This is a genomic window from Faecalicatena faecalis, from assembly GCF_012524165.2.
GTDB classification, from domain to species: domain Bacteria; phylum Bacillota; class Clostridia; order Lachnospirales; family Lachnospiraceae; genus Faecalicatena_A; species Faecalicatena_A faecalis.
Genome location: NZ_JABACJ020000011.1, coordinates 97,090 through 113,012 on the forward strand (window position 1 = coordinate 97,090; position 15,923 = coordinate 113,012).

14 protein-coding genes are annotated in these 15,923 nt (G+C 43.5%); 12 read left to right on the forward strand and 2 right to left on the reverse strand.

The window, feature by feature from the left end; all coding sequences use genetic code 11:
- The first annotated feature begins 3 nt into the window (after nt 1-3).
- The 11 genes from HGO97_RS12595 to HGO97_RS12645 all read left to right on the forward strand — a co-directional run bounded on the left by HGO97_RS12595 (nt 4) and on the right by HGO97_RS12645 (nt 11,548).
- Nucleotides 4-1,023, forward strand: coding sequence for a substrate-binding domain-containing protein (locus HGO97_RS12595; RefSeq protein ID WP_216242162.1), 1,020 nt, complete (start codon nt 4-6; stop codon nt 1,021-1,023).
- 60 nt (nt 1,024-1,083) lie between these two features.
- Entirely contained in the window at nt 1,084-2,541 is a 1,458-nt protein-coding gene (locus HGO97_RS12600; protein ID WP_216242165.1) for a M81 family metallopeptidase, read from the forward strand.
- Nucleotides 2,538-4,652, forward strand: coding sequence for a glycoside hydrolase family 20 zincin-like fold domain-containing protein (locus HGO97_RS12605; protein ID WP_216242166.1), 2,115 nt, complete (start codon nt 2,538-2,540; stop codon nt 4,650-4,652). Before HGO97_RS12600 ends, HGO97_RS12605 begins: the two co-directional genes overlap by 4 nt.
- 19 nt (nt 4,653-4,671) lie before the next feature.
- A complete protein-coding gene (locus tag HGO97_RS12610) occupies nt 4,672-5,004 on the forward strand; it encodes an L-rhamnose mutarotase (protein ID WP_216242168.1) in 333 nt (110 codons plus the stop codon).
- Nucleotides 5,004-6,179, forward strand: coding sequence for a M24 family metallopeptidase (locus HGO97_RS12615; RefSeq protein ID WP_216242170.1), 1,176 nt, complete (start codon nt 5,004-5,006; stop codon nt 6,177-6,179). Before HGO97_RS12610 ends, HGO97_RS12615 begins: the two co-directional genes overlap by 1 nt.
- An 11-nt stretch (nt 6,180-6,190) precedes the next feature.
- A complete protein-coding gene (locus HGO97_RS12620) occupies nt 6,191-6,550 on the forward strand; it encodes a sensory rhodopsin transducer (RefSeq protein ID WP_216242173.1) in 360 nt (119 codons plus the stop codon).
- Nucleotides 6,551-7,732, forward strand: coding sequence for an MFS transporter (locus HGO97_RS12625; RefSeq protein ID WP_216242175.1), 1,182 nt, complete (start codon nt 6,551-6,553; stop codon nt 7,730-7,732). It begins immediately after the preceding gene.
- A gap of 246 nt (nt 7,733-7,978) precedes the next feature.
- Entirely contained in the window at nt 7,979-8,884 is a 906-nt protein-coding gene (gene nadA, locus HGO97_RS12630; RefSeq protein WP_216242178.1) for a quinolinate synthase NadA, read from the forward strand.
- Nucleotides 8,885-8,904: 20 nt separating this feature from the next.
- On the forward strand, nt 8,905-10,086 hold the full coding sequence (locus tag HGO97_RS12635) for an L-aspartate oxidase (RefSeq protein WP_216242180.1): 1,182 nt from the start codon (nt 8,905-8,907) through the stop codon (nt 10,084-10,086).
- Nucleotides 10,087-10,115: 29 nt separating this feature from the next.
- Nucleotides 10,116-10,967 carry a carboxylating nicotinate-nucleotide diphosphorylase gene (nadC, locus tag HGO97_RS12640; RefSeq protein ID WP_216242182.1) on the forward strand — a complete coding sequence of 284 codons (852 nt, stop codon included), beginning with the start codon at nt 10,116-10,118 and terminating at the stop codon, nt 10,965-10,967.
- A 56-nt stretch (nt 10,968-11,023) separates the two neighbouring features.
- Nucleotides 11,024-11,548 (forward strand): transcription repressor NadR, encoded by a 525-nt coding sequence (locus HGO97_RS12645; protein ID WP_216242237.1) that lies wholly within the window; start codon nt 11,024-11,026, stop codon nt 11,546-11,548.
- 203 nt (nt 11,549-11,751) lie between these two features.
- Here HGO97_RS12645 and HGO97_RS12650 read toward each other — a convergent pair whose 3' ends face one another.
- Both HGO97_RS12650 and HGO97_RS12655 read right to left on the reverse strand, forming a co-directional pair.
- Complete coding sequence (locus HGO97_RS12650) at nt 11,752-12,957, reverse strand: sensor histidine kinase (RefSeq protein WP_216242184.1); 1,206 nt, start codon at nt 12,955-12,957, stop codon at nt 11,752-11,754.
- A 34-nt stretch (nt 12,958-12,991) separates the two neighbouring features.
- The gene (locus HGO97_RS12655) at nt 12,992-13,663 is read right to left on the reverse strand and encodes a response regulator transcription factor (protein WP_216242186.1); all 672 of its coding nucleotides are present in this window, start codon (nt 13,661-13,663) and stop codon (nt 12,992-12,994) included.
- Between the two features lie 206 nt (nt 13,664-13,869).
- On the opposite strand from HGO97_RS12655, the gene HGO97_RS12660 reads away from it, so the two are divergent.
- On the forward strand, nt 13,870-15,918 hold the full coding sequence (locus HGO97_RS12660; RefSeq protein ID WP_216242187.1) for an RICIN domain-containing protein: 2,049 nt from the start codon (nt 13,870-13,872) through the stop codon (nt 15,916-15,918).
- Nucleotides 15,919-15,923: the final 5 nt, after the last annotated feature.

Sequence of the window (15,923 nt, forward strand, 5' to 3'; positions counted from 1 at the left end):
ATTATGAAAAAGAGATTATTAAGTCTGCTGCTTTGTGCAGCAATGGTTATGACAATGTTAGCCGGATGCGGAGGTTCCAAGGATTCCGCAAAGAGCGGAGATGACACAAAAAAGACAGATGACCAGAGTAAAGACAGCGGCTCAAAGGATCAGAAGGTGTATAAGATCGGAGTCTCCACACAGGCCTGGAAGTATGAATTCATTAAGAATATGGTAAATGCTCTCAATAAACTGGATGATGACATGGACAATGTTGAGCTTGTCATGGTGGATAGCGAAGATTCCGTAGAGAAACAGCTAAGTGATGTCGATACGATGATCGCGCAGGGCGTGGATGGCATTCTTTTGAACTGCTTAAGCTTTGAAGGAAGCTCTTCTGCAGTGGAGGCGTGCAAGAATGCGGGAATTCCGTTGGTTGAATTTATCTCTTATACAGAAAATGAGGACTATGCGACCTTCGTGGGGACCGATGTAAAATCCTCCGGTATTATGGCGATGGATCTCATTGCAGATTCTATAGATAAAAAGGGAAAATTATTCGAAATCCAGGGTGTCATCGGCCATACCGCACAGATCAACAGAGGAGCTGGGATTGCCGAAGAATTAAAGAAATATCCAGACATCGAGCTGGTAGAATCCCAGTCTGGTGAATTTTCAAAGGATAAGGCTATGGCTGTAACAGAAGCATGGCTGGCAAAATATCCGGCAGGAGAAATCGATGCAATCGTAGCCCACAATGACCAGATGGCATTAGGTGCATTGAATGCATGCCAGGCTGCCAACAGGACAGAAATCAAGATTGTCGGGATCGACGGAGATGCAGAGTCCCTTCAGGCAGTCATTGATGGAAAGATGGCAGCGACCGTAGTGGATTATTGTGAAGAGGAATGCAGACTCGCAGTAGAAGAAATGGTCAGCATCCTGGATGGAAATGAGCCAAAGAAGGAAATCCTGGCAGATTATGTGCCAGTCAGCACAAAAGAAGAGGCAGAGAAATTCCTGGATCTGCGCTCAGGCAATTAAGCACTTATATTTTTAGAGGGGCAAAAGACACTCCCAATGAATCAGTAAAGGAAGATGCAGATGAAGATACTAGAAGGCTCATTTCAATGCGAAGCAAATACGTTTTGCAGACAAAGGGCGAAGAGAGAGGATTTTGAATTATTTGAAGGGGAAGAGCTGCTAAAAAAAATGGCAGCTACCCCTGTATTCCGGGAAGCAGGGGCACAGGTCGTTCCGCTGATCTATGCAAGTGCCCTGCCCAGCGGGATGGTATCACGGGAAGCATTTGAATATTATAAGAAGATTTTCACAGAACTCATAGAAAAGAATAGAGATGCAGATGGAATCTATCTGTATCTGCATGGCTCAATGTATGTCGACGGCCTGGGAAGCGGAGAAGAGTATCTCATAAAGGCGATTCGCAAGATCGTTGGAGATAAGCTGCCGATATCGGTCGCACTGGACTACCATGCGAACCTGTCCGATGGATTTCTCCAGAATGTGAATGCCGTACAAGGATTTCGGACGGCTCCTCATGTGGATCATGACGACACAGAAAGAAGAGCGGCCAGGTCTCTTCTGAAATGCATTCGAAACCAGTCATGCCCTTCCTTGGCATACATCAGAGTTCCATATTTAGGAGGGGATGCAGCAACAACAGAGAAAGAACCATTTTTAAGTATCACGAAGTATTTAGAGAGCCTGGACAAGGAGGAAGAGATGATTTCCTGTGCTTTCTTTAACGGACAGCCCTGGTATGACTCTTCTTATACGGGCAACTGTGCTGTAATCTCCGGGCTCAATGTCCAGAAAAGCAGAGAGGCGGCCTTACGGCTTGCAAAAATGTTTTGGGATGGAAGGGAGAATCTAAAGCTTAATCACGCACTGCCCGTAGACCAGGCGGTCGAGGAGTCCTTAAAAAACCAGGAGGGAGTTCTTTTTGTTACAGATTCCGGGGATAATACGACGGCGGGAGCGAACGGGGAAGGGACGCTCCTGCTTCGGAAATATCTGGAACGGAATCAGGAAAATGTCCTGATCTGTGGAATCCTGGATGCAGACACAGTCAATGGATTTTTAGATCAAGAGCCCGGGACAGAAAAAGAAATTGTTCTGTGCCGTGGTCAAGCTGGGAAACAGGAAATAGAGACAAAATTAAGTGTCGTCTTAAAGAAAAAAGGAATTGTCTATGGATGGGCCGGAGATGAGGTCGGTGAAGGTGTATTAGCAGGGTGTGGTAATACAGATATCGTGTTGACGAATGCGAGGGCAGCATTTACGACACCTAAGCATTTCAAGAAGATGGGAATAGACCCTGATAAATACCGTGTGATAGTGATAAAGATGGGATATTTATTTCCAAGATTAAGAGAAATTTCAGACCGCTTCATCTTTGCCATGACACCTGGAATTAGCAGCAATGATTTTGCACAGATCGAGTATCAGAGACTGAAGAAAAAGATGTATCCCATAGATCAGACCATCACATGGGAAGATATTTTAGAGGAAAATCAGATAGAAGAGGAGGTGCACCTATGAGGCAGATGATGCCGGAGGTAAAGAAAATCAGGGAAAAGGGAGGATATTCCAAAAACTTCTACAGCTTTTTCCTGTTCGGAGAGGTCCCTTTTCTGGAGGAGGCAAAGGAGATACTGCATCTGAAACTATGGAATTATGAAGAGCTTGGAGGCAGTAAAGACGGCATTGGAATCCATCTGAGAAGTCTGGGGGAGATTCAGGAGGTTTTAGGGGAGCAGACATGGCTTGCCAAGGCTGTTCCAGAAGAGGAAGCCGGACTATTTCAGAAACAAGGGTATCTGCTGGATATTTCAGAAGAAGAGATACAGATTTTTACAGACACGAAGGAGGGCTTGGTATACGCACTGGCTACAGTGAAACAGCTTTTGGAAGAGGGGGAAGGCTTCTGTCTGCCGTGTATTACAGCAGCGGACTGGCCGTCCATTAAATACCGCAGTCTATCGGTGACCTTCGCATGGTATGCAGGGTATGGCAGGTTCGGGTTTGATATGCAGCTATGGGGATTGGAGGAATGGAAACAGTTCCTTAATATCTGTTCAGATTATAAAATGAATCAGCTTAATATGTGCCTTTATGGATATTGGCCGTTTCATATGAAGGAGTATCCTGAGGCGGAGCTGCGCGGGCTTAAGATGAAATTATGGAATCCAGAGAGTGAGAATTGGGTGGAGGTAGAGTATATGCATCCCAATCTGGCGGAAGAATTCCTGCCGCAGTTGATCGAGTATGGACACAAACTGGGAATTCAGTTCTTTGCCTATATCGGTCTGAACAGCTATAGTGGAGGCTACTCGAATGCTCACCCGGATCAGCGGATGAAGATGCCGAAGGACAGTCATTTTATCAACGATTTTGACAGCCTATGCCTGAGTGATGAGAAGACGATCCAGTATTTAAAACAGAGCATGCGAAATATCGTTGCTCAGGGGTTCGATGGAATTGATTTTGAGGAGAGTGAGGAAGCCTACTGGTATTGTAATTGCAAGACCTGCAGACAGACCTTCTGGAAGGGATGTAAGACCCCGGAGGAGACGCTGCATGCAGCGAATACCTGGCTTTTAAAGATTCTCTATGAAGAATTAAAAGCGGCTAGACCAGACATTACGATTGGCATTCGGGCATGGAGACAGCCTCCGCTCGTCCGTTCAGAAGAGCTGATCGAGGAGATGAAGGCAAGTATTCCAGAAGATGTGGTATTGTTCTGGGCTCCGGGACAGTATGTCGAGGAGAGTGAATTCGAGAAATGGGTACGGGCTTTCGGAAGAGACAGGATTCGTGCAAGGGATACCGAAGCGATTGGATTCGCAGCCGGACTGGGGCGCTTGATTCGTCCTTTCAAATGGAATGGGCTACGGTGTGAGGAGGAACCGATCACGCAGTATATCGATGAAGATATCAGACAGCATAGAGGCTCCGTGAAGATGCATGCGGCTGGAATCAACGGATATCTTTTTGAGTGGTATGGCTTCTTTATGGCCTTTTTTGCTCATGCATATTACAGTTGGGGCGGTGAAAAAGCTGCAGAAGATTTCTACCGGTATTCCCTTCAGGCTGTATTTGGAGGGCTGGCCGATGATATTTACTTTGTAATGACACAGATGTTCACGATTCATGAGAGCCAGTTGAATATCTTTGAGCTGGAGTTCCCGTTTGCCAAGAATAAGGTGGAGGAAAGAGATATTCCCAGGATTCAGGAGGCAATCGAGGTTTATCCAGTTTTGATCCAAAAGCTGGATGGAATCATAGAAACACTGCGTCTGGATAAGAGGAACTCGGCATTTGCCCTGCATTTTAAGAAGTGGAAGGTCTCTGTCATGCGCAGCAGGGTCATCTATGATATGGCACTGGAATCATTAAAGTATGAAAAAGCAGAGACAGAGGAGGAAAGGCAGGATTGTCTAAGAAGAATGTATCTGCAAAATGAAAGGGAGTTCGAAATCATCCGGGAAAATTATTTTGACGTAAATCCAGTTACAGAAACAGGAACGGCATCCTGTATGATTCCTTACCATGAACTGAAAAGATGTATCCTGAACAGACTATACCCGGACCGCAGACAGGAGAAACCTGTTTATCTTGGGGTAGAATCATTGGGGTGGATGTGGTTTTAAGGAGGATGAATATCAGACAATGAAAAGGACGGGAATCTATTTTCAATTGAAGGATGGTGCCAGAGAGGGGTATGTGGAAGCGCATAAGAACATATGGCCTCAAATGCGCGAGGTGCTGAATGAGGCAGGAATCCAGAATTACTCCATCTGGAATCTGGGACAAAAACTATTTGCTTACTATGAGACAGAGGATGAGGAACAGACACAAAAAGTCCTTGCCTGCAGCGAGGTATATGGAAGATGGCGTGATATGATGGAGGAATTTGTCTACATAGAAGAAGGTACAGGAACAAAGGAATGGCCGATGGAGCTGGTATTTTATAATCAGGGAAAAGAAAGAGAGGATCTATAATGTCATATTTTAATCAGGAAGAAACAAACAAAAGAATGGGAAATGTCAGGGCAATCCTGAAAGCGCATGAGCTGGATGCCGCTCTGATCTATTACGATGAATTGAATATTGCGAATGGATGGTATCTGACTGGCTGGTGTCCGCAGTTCGAGAAGGGAGCCGTCTTCCTTCCGGCAGAAGGCGAGGCAATTCTGCTGGGGGGACCGGAAAGTGAGCCATTCGCAAAAATGAGCAGTGCAGTAAGAGAGACCCGCAACTTTACCGTGTTCATGGTTCCCGATGAGGAGTATCCAAATGCGACGATCATTGATTTTGAGAAGCTGTATCAGGAGCTTCATGGAAAAGGAATTTCATTAAAACGAATCGGTGTGGTCGGAACGACCGTTATTCCGCACGCTGTATACACACAGTTCGCAGAGGGATTCAAGGATGTGGAATTGGTAGATATTACAGAGCAATATGAAGAACTGCGTTCCCACAAGTCAGGATGGGAGTTGGAAAATGTAAGACAGGCTACCAGATTGTCCTATCTGGCTTATCAGGAGATGAAGGAACTCGTAAAGCCGGGGACTTATGAGCATGAAATCGCAGCGGTGGGTGAGTATGTATGCCGCAGAAACGGAGCAAATAGTTTCGCATATGCGACGATCGTGGGCAGCGGCGAACGATCTGATGCAGTGGTACCGACTGCGATTAACAAAGAACTTAAGGAAGGCGAATGGGTCATGCTTGGAATCGCACCGAGAGTAAATGGATATGCGGGGACCTTTGGTGAGACCGTGCCGGTGTCCGGTGTCTATACCAAGGAACAGAAATGGGCGGTCAATGTGCTTCGGAAGGTGCTCAGAGCCACAAAGGCGATGCTGCGACCTGGAGTATCTGGAAAAGAGATCGATGTGCCGGGCCGCGAGATTTTTGAGGAGGAGGGACTTCTCCCCTATCTGGTATGCCCATTTGCCCATACGATTGGTTTAATGGAGGCAGAAGCGCCGTTCTACGGGCCGAATTCGGAGGATATATTAGAACCGGGCATGACGGTCTGTGTCGATATCAGCTTTTTCGGGCACCCGACCCTGCATGGAGCCAGAATCGAAACTGTATATACAATTACTGATAATGGATGTGAACCGCTTTGTCCTGAACTGGATGCATGGTTCGAGGAAGATGTAAAATAGGAGGGATTCAGATGGAAATCGGAAAAAAGACATGGGTATTTGCTGACGGTGATCTCCCACCGAGAGGAGAGGAAGAGCCATTTGGACATGAGGCTCTGATGGTCGTAAATTCTGGGGAAAAAGACGCAAAAATCCGGCTGGACCTTTTGTTTGATTCGAAGGACCCTAAGGAAGGAATTCTGCTGCATGTGCCTGCAAAACGCGTCATCTGTTTTCGGATGGATGAGCCGCTGGGGGAGGAGCAGTATCAGATTGGACCAGGTCAGTTCGCAGTCGTATTGAACAGTAATGTTCCGGTCGTAGCCGTTTATGGACGGCTGGATAGACGAAAAGATATGGCTTACTATCCGGTTGCCGGATACAGCGTTTAAATGAAGAGGGTAAAACCATTTCTCATATCCCTGACATTGATGTTCCTTTTGGGAGTCGAATCCGGTGGATTCCAAATGTCTTTATTGGAAATTGCAGGGGACTTCGGATTGTCAGGGATTGAGAATGGAACTCTGGTAGCGGCACAGTACAGCGCAATCATTATGATGCCGTTCCTGTTCGGAATCGTGGCAGAACGTGTGGGGAAGATTCGAATTCTCCACATCTTCTGCCTTGTTTTTTCTGCGGGGTGTACGGTTGTTATTTTTACACATTCTTATCTTGTGCTCGTCCTTGGTATTTTTATTATTGGTTCCGGCTACAGTGTATGTGAGAGTCTTGTGTCGGCAGTTCTGACGGAGCAGTATCAGGATAGAGCTGGGAGATATCTGAATCTTGTCCAGGGCGCATTCAGCCTCGGCGCAGTCATAGGCCCCCATATGATTACATGGGCCAAGGTGATGGGAGCTGGTTGGAATATCTTGTTCTTGATTTGCGGAGCAGGATTTTTTGCCGTGTGGATAGGTATGTTTTTTGTGAAGGAAAAGAACGACAAGGGGGAAGATGCAAAGAGAAAACACAGCAAGGATGCTGCTTATATAAGAAGGAGGCAGCATGAAACCGAGACACGTTTTCCGGCAATTTTCTTCCTGCTTGTCGTGTCTTTCTTCTTATACGGGGGAATGGAGGTGGGGGTGAGCTACTATATTGATTCATATATGCAGCTTGAATTAAAAGGAGCCTCACTCTCGGCATGGGCCGTCTCGTTATTCTGGCTGTCTATGGTGCCGGCCAGACTTGCGTCGGGTGCACTGTACCGTTATAGAAAAATATTACTTCCGGTATGTTTCATTTTATCGGCACCGGTTTTCCTTGGAATCGCATTTACAGAAAATCCCCAGATCGGTCTGATCCTGTTTGCGTTTCTCGGCCTTCTTTTGGGGACACTCTGGCCCAATCTTATGGGAATGGCCACAGAAGATAACCGGGAAAGAGCCGCCTTGGCAGCAGGCATCATGTCTACGGGGTGCGGATTAGGCGCAGTCCTTTTTCCACTTCTCTTTGGCAGCCTGACAGAAAGTGTGGGTCTAAGGAAAGGATTTCTATTGCTTGCAGCATGCAGCATCATTGGAGGAATACTATGCATCCGCTATGAAAGCTTAAAAAGGCGGCGGAATCAATAGTTGAGATACCGCTCACTCCAAAACAAAAGCCTATCCACAAAAGTCTATTCATCTGTCTTGTCACCTGTAAACTTATGTGCTATAATGCTCGCAGTCGGCGTGGCGTTTTCACGCCTGCTAAGACAGATACCGGAATTCTAAGTAAGGTGTTCCATGAGCGTCAGAATTCACGGTGTAATGGTGAAAATTTACCGCGGAGTTTTTCCGCAAGTGAAATCCGCCGGGGCGGGGAGAGGTGTGAAGAAGATGTCAATAATTGATGAAATTAATGCACAAAAGAAGGAAAAGAATGCTGTTATCCTTGCTCATTATTATGTGAGCCCGGAAATACAGGATATCGCCGATTACATAGGGGATTCCTTTTATCTCAGCAAGGTAGCTGTGGGACTCAAGGAACAGACGATTGTGTTCTGCGGTGTTTCTTTTATGGGCGAAAGTGCAAAAATCCTGAATCCTGAGAAAACAGTCTTGATGCCGGATATGTCTGCAGACTGTGCAATGGCACATATGGCAGATGAGGAGACAATCAAAAAAGTCCGCGCTGAGTATGATGATCTGGCGGTTGTTTGTTACATTAATTCCACCGCCGAGCTGAAAGAACTTTCTGATGTCTGTGTAACATCTGCAAATGCAGTCAAAATTGTGAAGGCACTGCCGAATAAGAATATATTCTTTATTCCAGATCGAAATCTGGCCCATTTTGTAGCAGAGCAGGTGCCGGAGAAGCATTTTGTATACAATGAAGGGTATTGTCCGGTACATGAACAGATGCGGATCGATGAGATTTTACACGCAAAGGAAATGCATCCGGAAGCAGAGATTCTGACTCATCCAGAATGTCCGAAGGCAGTTCTTAAGCTTTCCGATTACATAGGGAGCACCAGCGGTATTATCGATTATGCGGTCAAAAGTGAGTGCCAGGAGTTCATTATCTGTACGGAAAATGGTGTCCGCCACAAACTAGAGCAGGACAACCCTGGAAAGAAGTTTTACTTTACAGAGACGGAACCAGTCTGTCAGGATATGAAGACGATTACCTTGGAGAAGATCCTGCATGTGCTAAAGACCGGGGAAAATGAGGTCCATGTGTCTGATTCACGGAGGGAGAATTCCAGAAAACCTCTGGAGAAGATGCTGGAGTTGGCAAAATAGGAAAGGCTGTGAGACTGGTTATGGAAATAAAGACAGATGTTGTAATCGTTGGAACCGGAGTGGGCGGCCTGTTTACGGCACTGAACCTGCCGAGAGAAAATAAGATTCTGATGATTACAAAGTCAGATGTAAAGAGCAGCGATTCTTTCCTTGCACAGGGGGGAATCTGCGTACTGCGGGACGAAGAGGATTATGATAGTTATTTTGAAGATACGATGAAAGCCGGACATTATGAGAACCGGGAAGAATCAGTGGATATCATGATCAAGGGCTCCACAGACATCATCAAGGATCTGGTGGGTTATGGTGTCGAGTTCGAAAAAAATGGTGAGGAATTTGTGTATACCCGCGAGGGCGCACACTCTAAGCCGCGGATATTATATCACGAGGACATTACAGGAAAAGAGATTACGAGCAAGCTGCTGGCACAGGTGAGAAGGCTTCATAATGTCACGATCATGGAATATACTACGATGATAGATATCATCGAAAAAGGCAGCCAATGTGCAGGAATTATGGCAGTGACAAAGAAGGATGACAAAGAAGAAGAATTAACCATTTGGGCCGCCAATACGGTACTGGCCAGCGGTGGAATCGGAGGCCGGTATAAGCATTCCACGAATTTCCCGCATTTGACAGGAGATGCCATTGAGATTTCTAAAAAACATGGCGTCCGATTAGACAATCTGGATTATGTCCAGATACATCCCACGACCCTATATTCCAAAAAGCCTGGCAGGCGTTTTCTGATCTCGGAATCTGTCCGGGGCGAGGGCGCAGTGCTGTACAACAAGGATATGAAACGGTTCGTCAATGAACTGCTTCCCCGGGACGTGGTGACACAGGCGATTCATGAGCAGATGGAAAAGGACGGCACGGATTACGTATGGCTGTCCATGGAACATATTGACAAAGAAACGATTATGTGTCATTTTCCGAATATTTATCAGCATTGTCTGGAAGAGGGATATGACGTGACGAAAGAATGTATCCCCGTAGTTCCGGCCCAGCACTATTTTATGGGAGGAATCTGGGTGGACTCAGACAGTAAGACCTCCATGAAGCACCTATATGCAGTGGGTGAGACAAGCTGCAACGGGGTACATGGGGCGAACCGTCTCGCAAGTAATTCCCTGCTGGAGAGCCTTGTATTTGCAAAACGTGCAGCGGCTGCAATCAGCGGCACCCCCCAGTGTAAATGAATATAGATCAGAAAAAGGAGAATCAGATCATGAATAAAATCACAATGACATTACAGGCAGACCACTTGATTTTAGAAGCATTGAAGGAGGATATTTCCAGTGAGGACGTGACCACCAATTCTGTCATGAAGGAAGCAGTAAAGGGTGAAGTGGAGCTGATCTGCAAGCAGGATGGAATCATTGCAGGTCTGGATGTATTCAAAAGAGTTTTCGAACTTTTAGATGATACCACAGAGGTTGAATTCTACTGTAAGGACGGAGATGAAGTGAAGAACGGACAGCTGATGGGAAAAGTGATCGGCGACATCCGGGTGCTTCTGTCCGGGGAACGGGTCGCTCTGAATTATCTTCAGAGAATGAGTGGAATCGCCACCTATACACATTCTGTGGCAGCACTTCTGGAAGGCAGCAAAACGAAGCTCCTGGATACAAGAAAGACGACCCCAAACATGCGTATTTTCGAGAAATATGCCGTCCGCGTGGGCGGCGGCTATAACCACAGATATAATCTGTCAGACGGCGTTCTTTTAAAAGATAACCACATCGGGGCAGCAGGCAGCGTGACAAAGGCGGTTCAGATGGCAAAAGATTACGCACCGTTCGTCCGCAAGATCGAGGTAGAGGTCGAGAACCTGGATATGGTAAAGGAAGCCGTTGAGGCAGGCGCGGATATCATCATGCTGGATAACATGACCACAGAGCAGATGCAGGAAGCAATCCGTATCATTGACGGCAGAGCCGAGACAGAGTGTTCCGGGAACGTGACAAAGGAAAATATCAGCCGGATTACCTCTTTAGGTGTAGATTATGTTTCCAGCGGCGCACTGACACATTCCGCACCGATTTTGGATATTTCTCTGAAAAACCTTCATGCGGTTTAAAAATAGATTTCAGATTCAAATAAAAATTCGCAGAAAGGAAGGTGAAATCGTCCATGTTGACGGGTTTCGAACGAAGGAAAGATATTGTAAACCGAATCAGAAACAGCTTTGCTCCGGTCTCGGGCAAGGCACTGGCACAGGCTTATGAAGTGAGCCGCCAGGTCATCGTGCAGGATATCGCACTGATCCGTGCATCCGGTTATGATATCATTTCCACGAACCGTGGATATATCCTGAATACACCTCACACAGCCACCAGAATCTTCAAGGTCCGGCATACGGATGAGGAGCTGGAAAATGAACTGTGCTCTATTGTGGACCTGGGCGGAAAGATCGTAAATGTTATGATCAATCATCACGTTTACGGTCACATGGAAGCCGAAATGAATATCAATTCCAGGCGTAAAGTCATGGAGTTTATGGAAGATATCAAAAGCGGCAAATCCAGTCCTCTGAAAAATATTACATCCAATTATCATTATCATACAGTCGAGGCTGACAATGAGGAGACACTTGATATAATTGAGGAAATGCTGAGGAAAAAAGGATTTCTGGTTGAGAATAGTGAAGCAGTGTTATAGGTGTTAAGCGGAACGTAGGAACATAAAAAAGCCGGGGCTTCAAGCTCCGGCGGAGAAAAGGAATGAAAAAGAAAAATCTATGTAATAAAGCATCTCTGCTTTGTATGTATATAAGATAACGTTTTTTTGTGATAAAACTGTGATGTCAAAATGAAGAGTTTGTAAAGAAATTATTTAGTGTTTATGAACACTCTTTCTAAGGATCAGTTATCACAATCCAGCATTACTATGAATTTATTAGTAGAGATTCCATCGGTCTCAGCCCATATTCTGCCACTATGTTCTTCTACAATAGACTGGGCAATTGATAGTCCAAGTCCGTAACCAGAAGAGTCAGTGCCGATTCTATAAAACTTTTGAAAAATCCGTTTCATATCATCGGTACTGAAAGGAGTTCCATAGCTTTCAACAGAAAGCAGTACGTTACGTTTTTGGGCTGTTAAAGTAATTTTTATTGTACTTTCAGGCATGGAATATTTTATAGCATTGTCGAGCAGTATATCAATAACCTGTCTCAGGCTTTCTGCATTACCCAGTACAATAATATTTTCTGTATAATTAAAGTCTAATTTTTTCCCGAGGTCATATATAAACGGTTCATATGTAAGAACACTATTGCATACAAGGAAACTGAAATCAAGCTTTTCCTTGTGGACTGGCAAAGTGGAACTATCAAGTTTTGCCAGCATCAGAAGTTGTTCAATTAATTCCTTCATTCTTAAGGATTCACTATGAATAAAATTTAATCTCTGTATGGAACTGCTATCCGTTTTATCAGCGCTGTCCTTTGTGTTCAAAAGCATTTCGGTATTTGAGAGAATCACTGTTAATGGAGTCTTAAGCTTATGAGAGGCATTGGCTACAAAATCCTTTTGGGCAAGAATTGTGTTATGCACAGGCTTTGTTAACTTGTCAGACAGTATAATACTTAAAATTCCAAAAGTAACAATTGATATGACTGCAATTATAATTAATTGCCATAATTGTTTTTTTAATAATGCCTGTTCAGTCTGAATATCGGCAATCGCGATCCGTATATCAGAGATACCAATGCTTTTCCGGAGAAATCTCAGATTCCCATCAATAACAGAGGATTTTGACTTACTGGTTAGTACCTCATGGACAAGACTGTTAATATCTTCTGTTGAAAGATAGTCGATGTCATTGACCAGTAGTTTTATATTATTTTTATAATCAACAGTTACGACCAGAATAGGTAGAGATGTATCCTGTATAAGTGGAGATCTATTAGAATATGTTTTATAAATTGCTGATTCAAGCTTATCCCAGCAGCTGCCCTCTAAAGTCTGTTTCGTAGAAAAATATGTACTGACAAGTATAATAAACAATAAAATACAAAATACAGTCATAATAGTTGCAATAATTTGTTTACGAAGTTTTTTTATCATGTGTCTCCTTTATATTTAAGGACCATATTACAGTTTATTTACTTTCCAGATAATAACCTACTTTTCTTGCAATACAAATAGTAACTCTTGAAGATAATAAATGGAGTTTACGACGGAGAAAAGAGACGTATGCTTCCAAATTGTTATATGTTGCATCAGAATCATAACCCCAAACTTTATTTATAATAGTATCTTTAGAAAGTATATTGTTGCGATTCAGAATAAGAAGGCGCAGAAGCTCATATTCTTTTGAATTTAATTTAATACTCTTAGTGCCGCATTTTAATTCATGCAGTGAGGTTGAGAGTGTAATATCATCAAATAGCAGGTCTTCTGTTATAATAGGACTTTGACGCCGCATAATGGCACGAAGGCATGCGGAAAATTCTTCTGTTTCAAAGGGCTTAGTTAAATAATAGTCAGCGCCGCTGTCCAGTCCATAGATGCGGTCTTTGAGATCACTTCTTGCTGTTAGCATCATAACAGGAGTTTTAATTTTCTCACTGCGTATACAATTTAAGATTTCGAATCCATTCATGCCCGGAAGCATAACATCTAAAACGATGGCATCGTATAAGTTACTTCTTGCATATTCAAGACCACAGTTTCCATCTAAAGCGATATCCGCAGTATTTCCGGCTTCTTCAACTAGATCAGCAAGGGTCTGCGCTAAAGTCTTAGTGTCTTCAATAATTAATACTTTCATAATGATTCACCCCCATTACAATATATCTGCTAGAATATAGAAAATCAATACATTGTGCAAAGAATATAAAAAATAATAAGAGATTAAAAGAAAATAGGTCAATATGTAAAAAAGTATTAGTTTTTTAAGATAAATTTAAGGTTTCTGTTTTAAAATCCATTTATCGAGTTAAATACGAAATAAAAGGAAAGAGAAAGGAGAAGCATATGAAGGGATGGACAAAAGTAGTTAGTTGTTTAGTGTTAGCAACAGGAATTGCATTTAGCATAGGAAACATATCCGAAGCAAAGGTTATTGAAAATGGGACAGATGTTTTTAAGGTAAGTGTAAATGATTCTTTTGATGCTGAACAAGCACTGACTTATGGAAGAGTACTTTGTTTAAAAAATAGTGGGGAAAATAATGGAGTTTTGCTGGCAACATGCGATCAGCATATGTGGGTAAATTCCGAACAGGTATGGCCGATATACCGAAGCACCGACGATGGAGAAACCTGGCAGCATATTTCTGATGTGACAGATGAGGTGTTCGGGACAAACCGGAAAGCACAGCCGATGATTTATGAACTTCCACAGGCGGTAGGAGATATGCCGGCAGGGACATTACTGTTAGCAGGAAACCTTGTACCGGATGACCAAAGTTCTTCAAGAATTGTGATTTATAAGAGTACAGATGTGGGTGCTAACTGGGAATACGTAAGTACAGTTGATGTAGGTGGTCCATTTGATTATGACAGATCCCCGGAATCAACAACGTCTACAATATGGGAGCCATTTTTATATATGGATGATTATGGACATCTTATTTGTGCTTTTTCTGATGAACGGTTAAAAGGTCAGGATGTCCTTCAATCTTTATCACTTAGGTACACAAGTGATGGGATAAATTGGAGTGAGGAATCAAATCTGGCTGCTATTAAAAACAAAAATGACCGACCTGGAATGGTAACTGTATCTAAAATGCCGAATGGAAAATATATTGCTACATATGAAGTTGTTAACAGACCAAGCTATGACCAGAACAGTTCTGTTGTTTATTGCAAATTTTCTGATGATGGTTTGACCTGGGATGAGGACGACTTAGGCACATTGGTACAGACGGCTGATGGACAGTGTCTGGGATCCTCACCCTATGTAAAGTGGGTAGATGCAGGTGGACCGAATGGAATGGTAATTATAGGTGCAAAGTGGGTGGTAAATGCAAGTGGAGACATACAAGAAGGTGGTCAGAACATCTTTGTAAACTATAACTTTGGAGAAGGGTGCTGGGAACGTTATCCACAGGCTCTTACGTGGGATGGTGAGGATATCATATATCTGGATGCATTCAGCCAATGTATCGAAACCAATGTTGATAATACAAAACTTTATCAGATTGCCAATATAGGTAATCCAAATGAGAAGGCCAGTTCTCTGCGAATTGGCACATTACCTCTAACAATGGATATATACGAGGCGGAGAATGCAGTTCTGAATAATGTACAGGTAATCGAGTGTGAAGATTCTTCAAATAAAAGTGAAGTAGGATATATAAATTATAATGATAGTCAGCTTACTTTTGATAAAGTCATGGTTCCACAAGAGGGTGCATATACGGTCTATGTTCGCTATAATAATGGGAGTGGAAGTGAAAGCAGGCATCAGGTTACTGTAAATGGGCAGGGGGGAAATTCGGTAGTTTATGCGCAAACTCCTAATTGGCATCAATATTACTGGGCAGAATTCACCTGTGATCTTAATGCAGGAACAAATACAATTAGTCTTGCCTATGATACTGGATATGCAGAAGTAGATTGTATTGCTGTTTATAAATCGGATTTGAATCTTGGAAATTACTTTATGTTGAAAAATAGAAATAGTGAAAAGTACTTAGAAGTACCCTCTATGTCTGTACAGGAAGGTCAGACCCTTGCACAGTATGATAAGACATATTATCCATGTCAGGTATGGCAGATTAGTGATACAGGGAATGGTGTTTATTTTGCAAATAAAAACAGTGGGTTAGCACTTGATATAAATGAAAGTTCAAGCCAGGATGGTGCATCTGCAGTTCAAAATGCATTGACACAATCCAATAGCCAGCTTTGGAATTTAGAAATGACGGAAGGAGGGTATTATCATCTGGTTAATATCAACAGCCAGAAATATTTAGAAGTTGTTGACAATTTAACTACAAATGGTGCCGCTATTGGTCAATGGGGACCTACAGGATATACTTGTCAGGAATGGACATTTGTAAAAGAAGGAATTCAATAGGAGGA

Bases quoted from the DNA above. Each gene is read 5' to 3' on its own strand.
- HGO97_RS12595 (WP_216242162.1), top strand. From the start codon at position 4: ATGAAAAAGAGATTATTAAGTCTGCTGCTTTGTGCAGCAATGGTTATG.
- HGO97_RS12600 (WP_216242165.1), top strand. From the start codon at position 1,084: ATGAAGATACTAGAAGGCTCATTTCAATGCGAAGCAAATACGTTTTGC.
- HGO97_RS12605 (WP_216242166.1), top strand. From the start codon at position 2,538: ATGAGGCAGATGATGCCGGAGGTAAAGAAAATCAGGGAAAAGGGAGGA.
- HGO97_RS12610 (WP_216242168.1), top strand. From the start codon at position 4,672: ATGAAAAGGACGGGAATCTATTTTCAATTGAAGGATGGTGCCAGAGAG.
- HGO97_RS12615 (WP_216242170.1), top strand. From the start codon at position 5,004: ATGTCATATTTTAATCAGGAAGAAACAAACAAAAGAATGGGAAATGTC.
- HGO97_RS12620 (WP_216242173.1), top strand. From the start codon at position 6,191: ATGGAAATCGGAAAAAAGACATGGGTATTTGCTGACGGTGATCTCCCA.
- HGO97_RS12625 (WP_216242175.1), top strand. From the start codon at position 6,551: ATGAAGAGGGTAAAACCATTTCTCATATCCCTGACATTGATGTTCCTT.
- nadA (WP_216242178.1), top strand. From the start codon at position 7,979: ATGTCAATAATTGATGAAATTAATGCACAAAAGAAGGAAAAGAATGCT.
- HGO97_RS12635 (WP_216242180.1), top strand. From the start codon at position 8,905: ATGGAAATAAAGACAGATGTTGTAATCGTTGGAACCGGAGTGGGCGGC.
- nadC (WP_216242182.1), top strand. From the start codon at position 10,116: ATGAATAAAATCACAATGACATTACAGGCAGACCACTTGATTTTAGAA.
- HGO97_RS12650 (WP_216242184.1), bottom strand. From the start codon at position 12,957: ATGATAAAAAAACTTCGTAAACAAATTATTGCAACTATTATGACTGTA.
- HGO97_RS12655 (WP_216242186.1), bottom strand. From the start codon at position 13,663: ATGAAAGTATTAATTATTGAAGACACTAAGACTTTAGCGCAGACCCTT.
- HGO97_RS12660 (WP_216242187.1), top strand. From the start codon at position 13,870: ATGAAGGGATGGACAAAAGTAGTTAGTTGTTTAGTGTTAGCAACAGGA.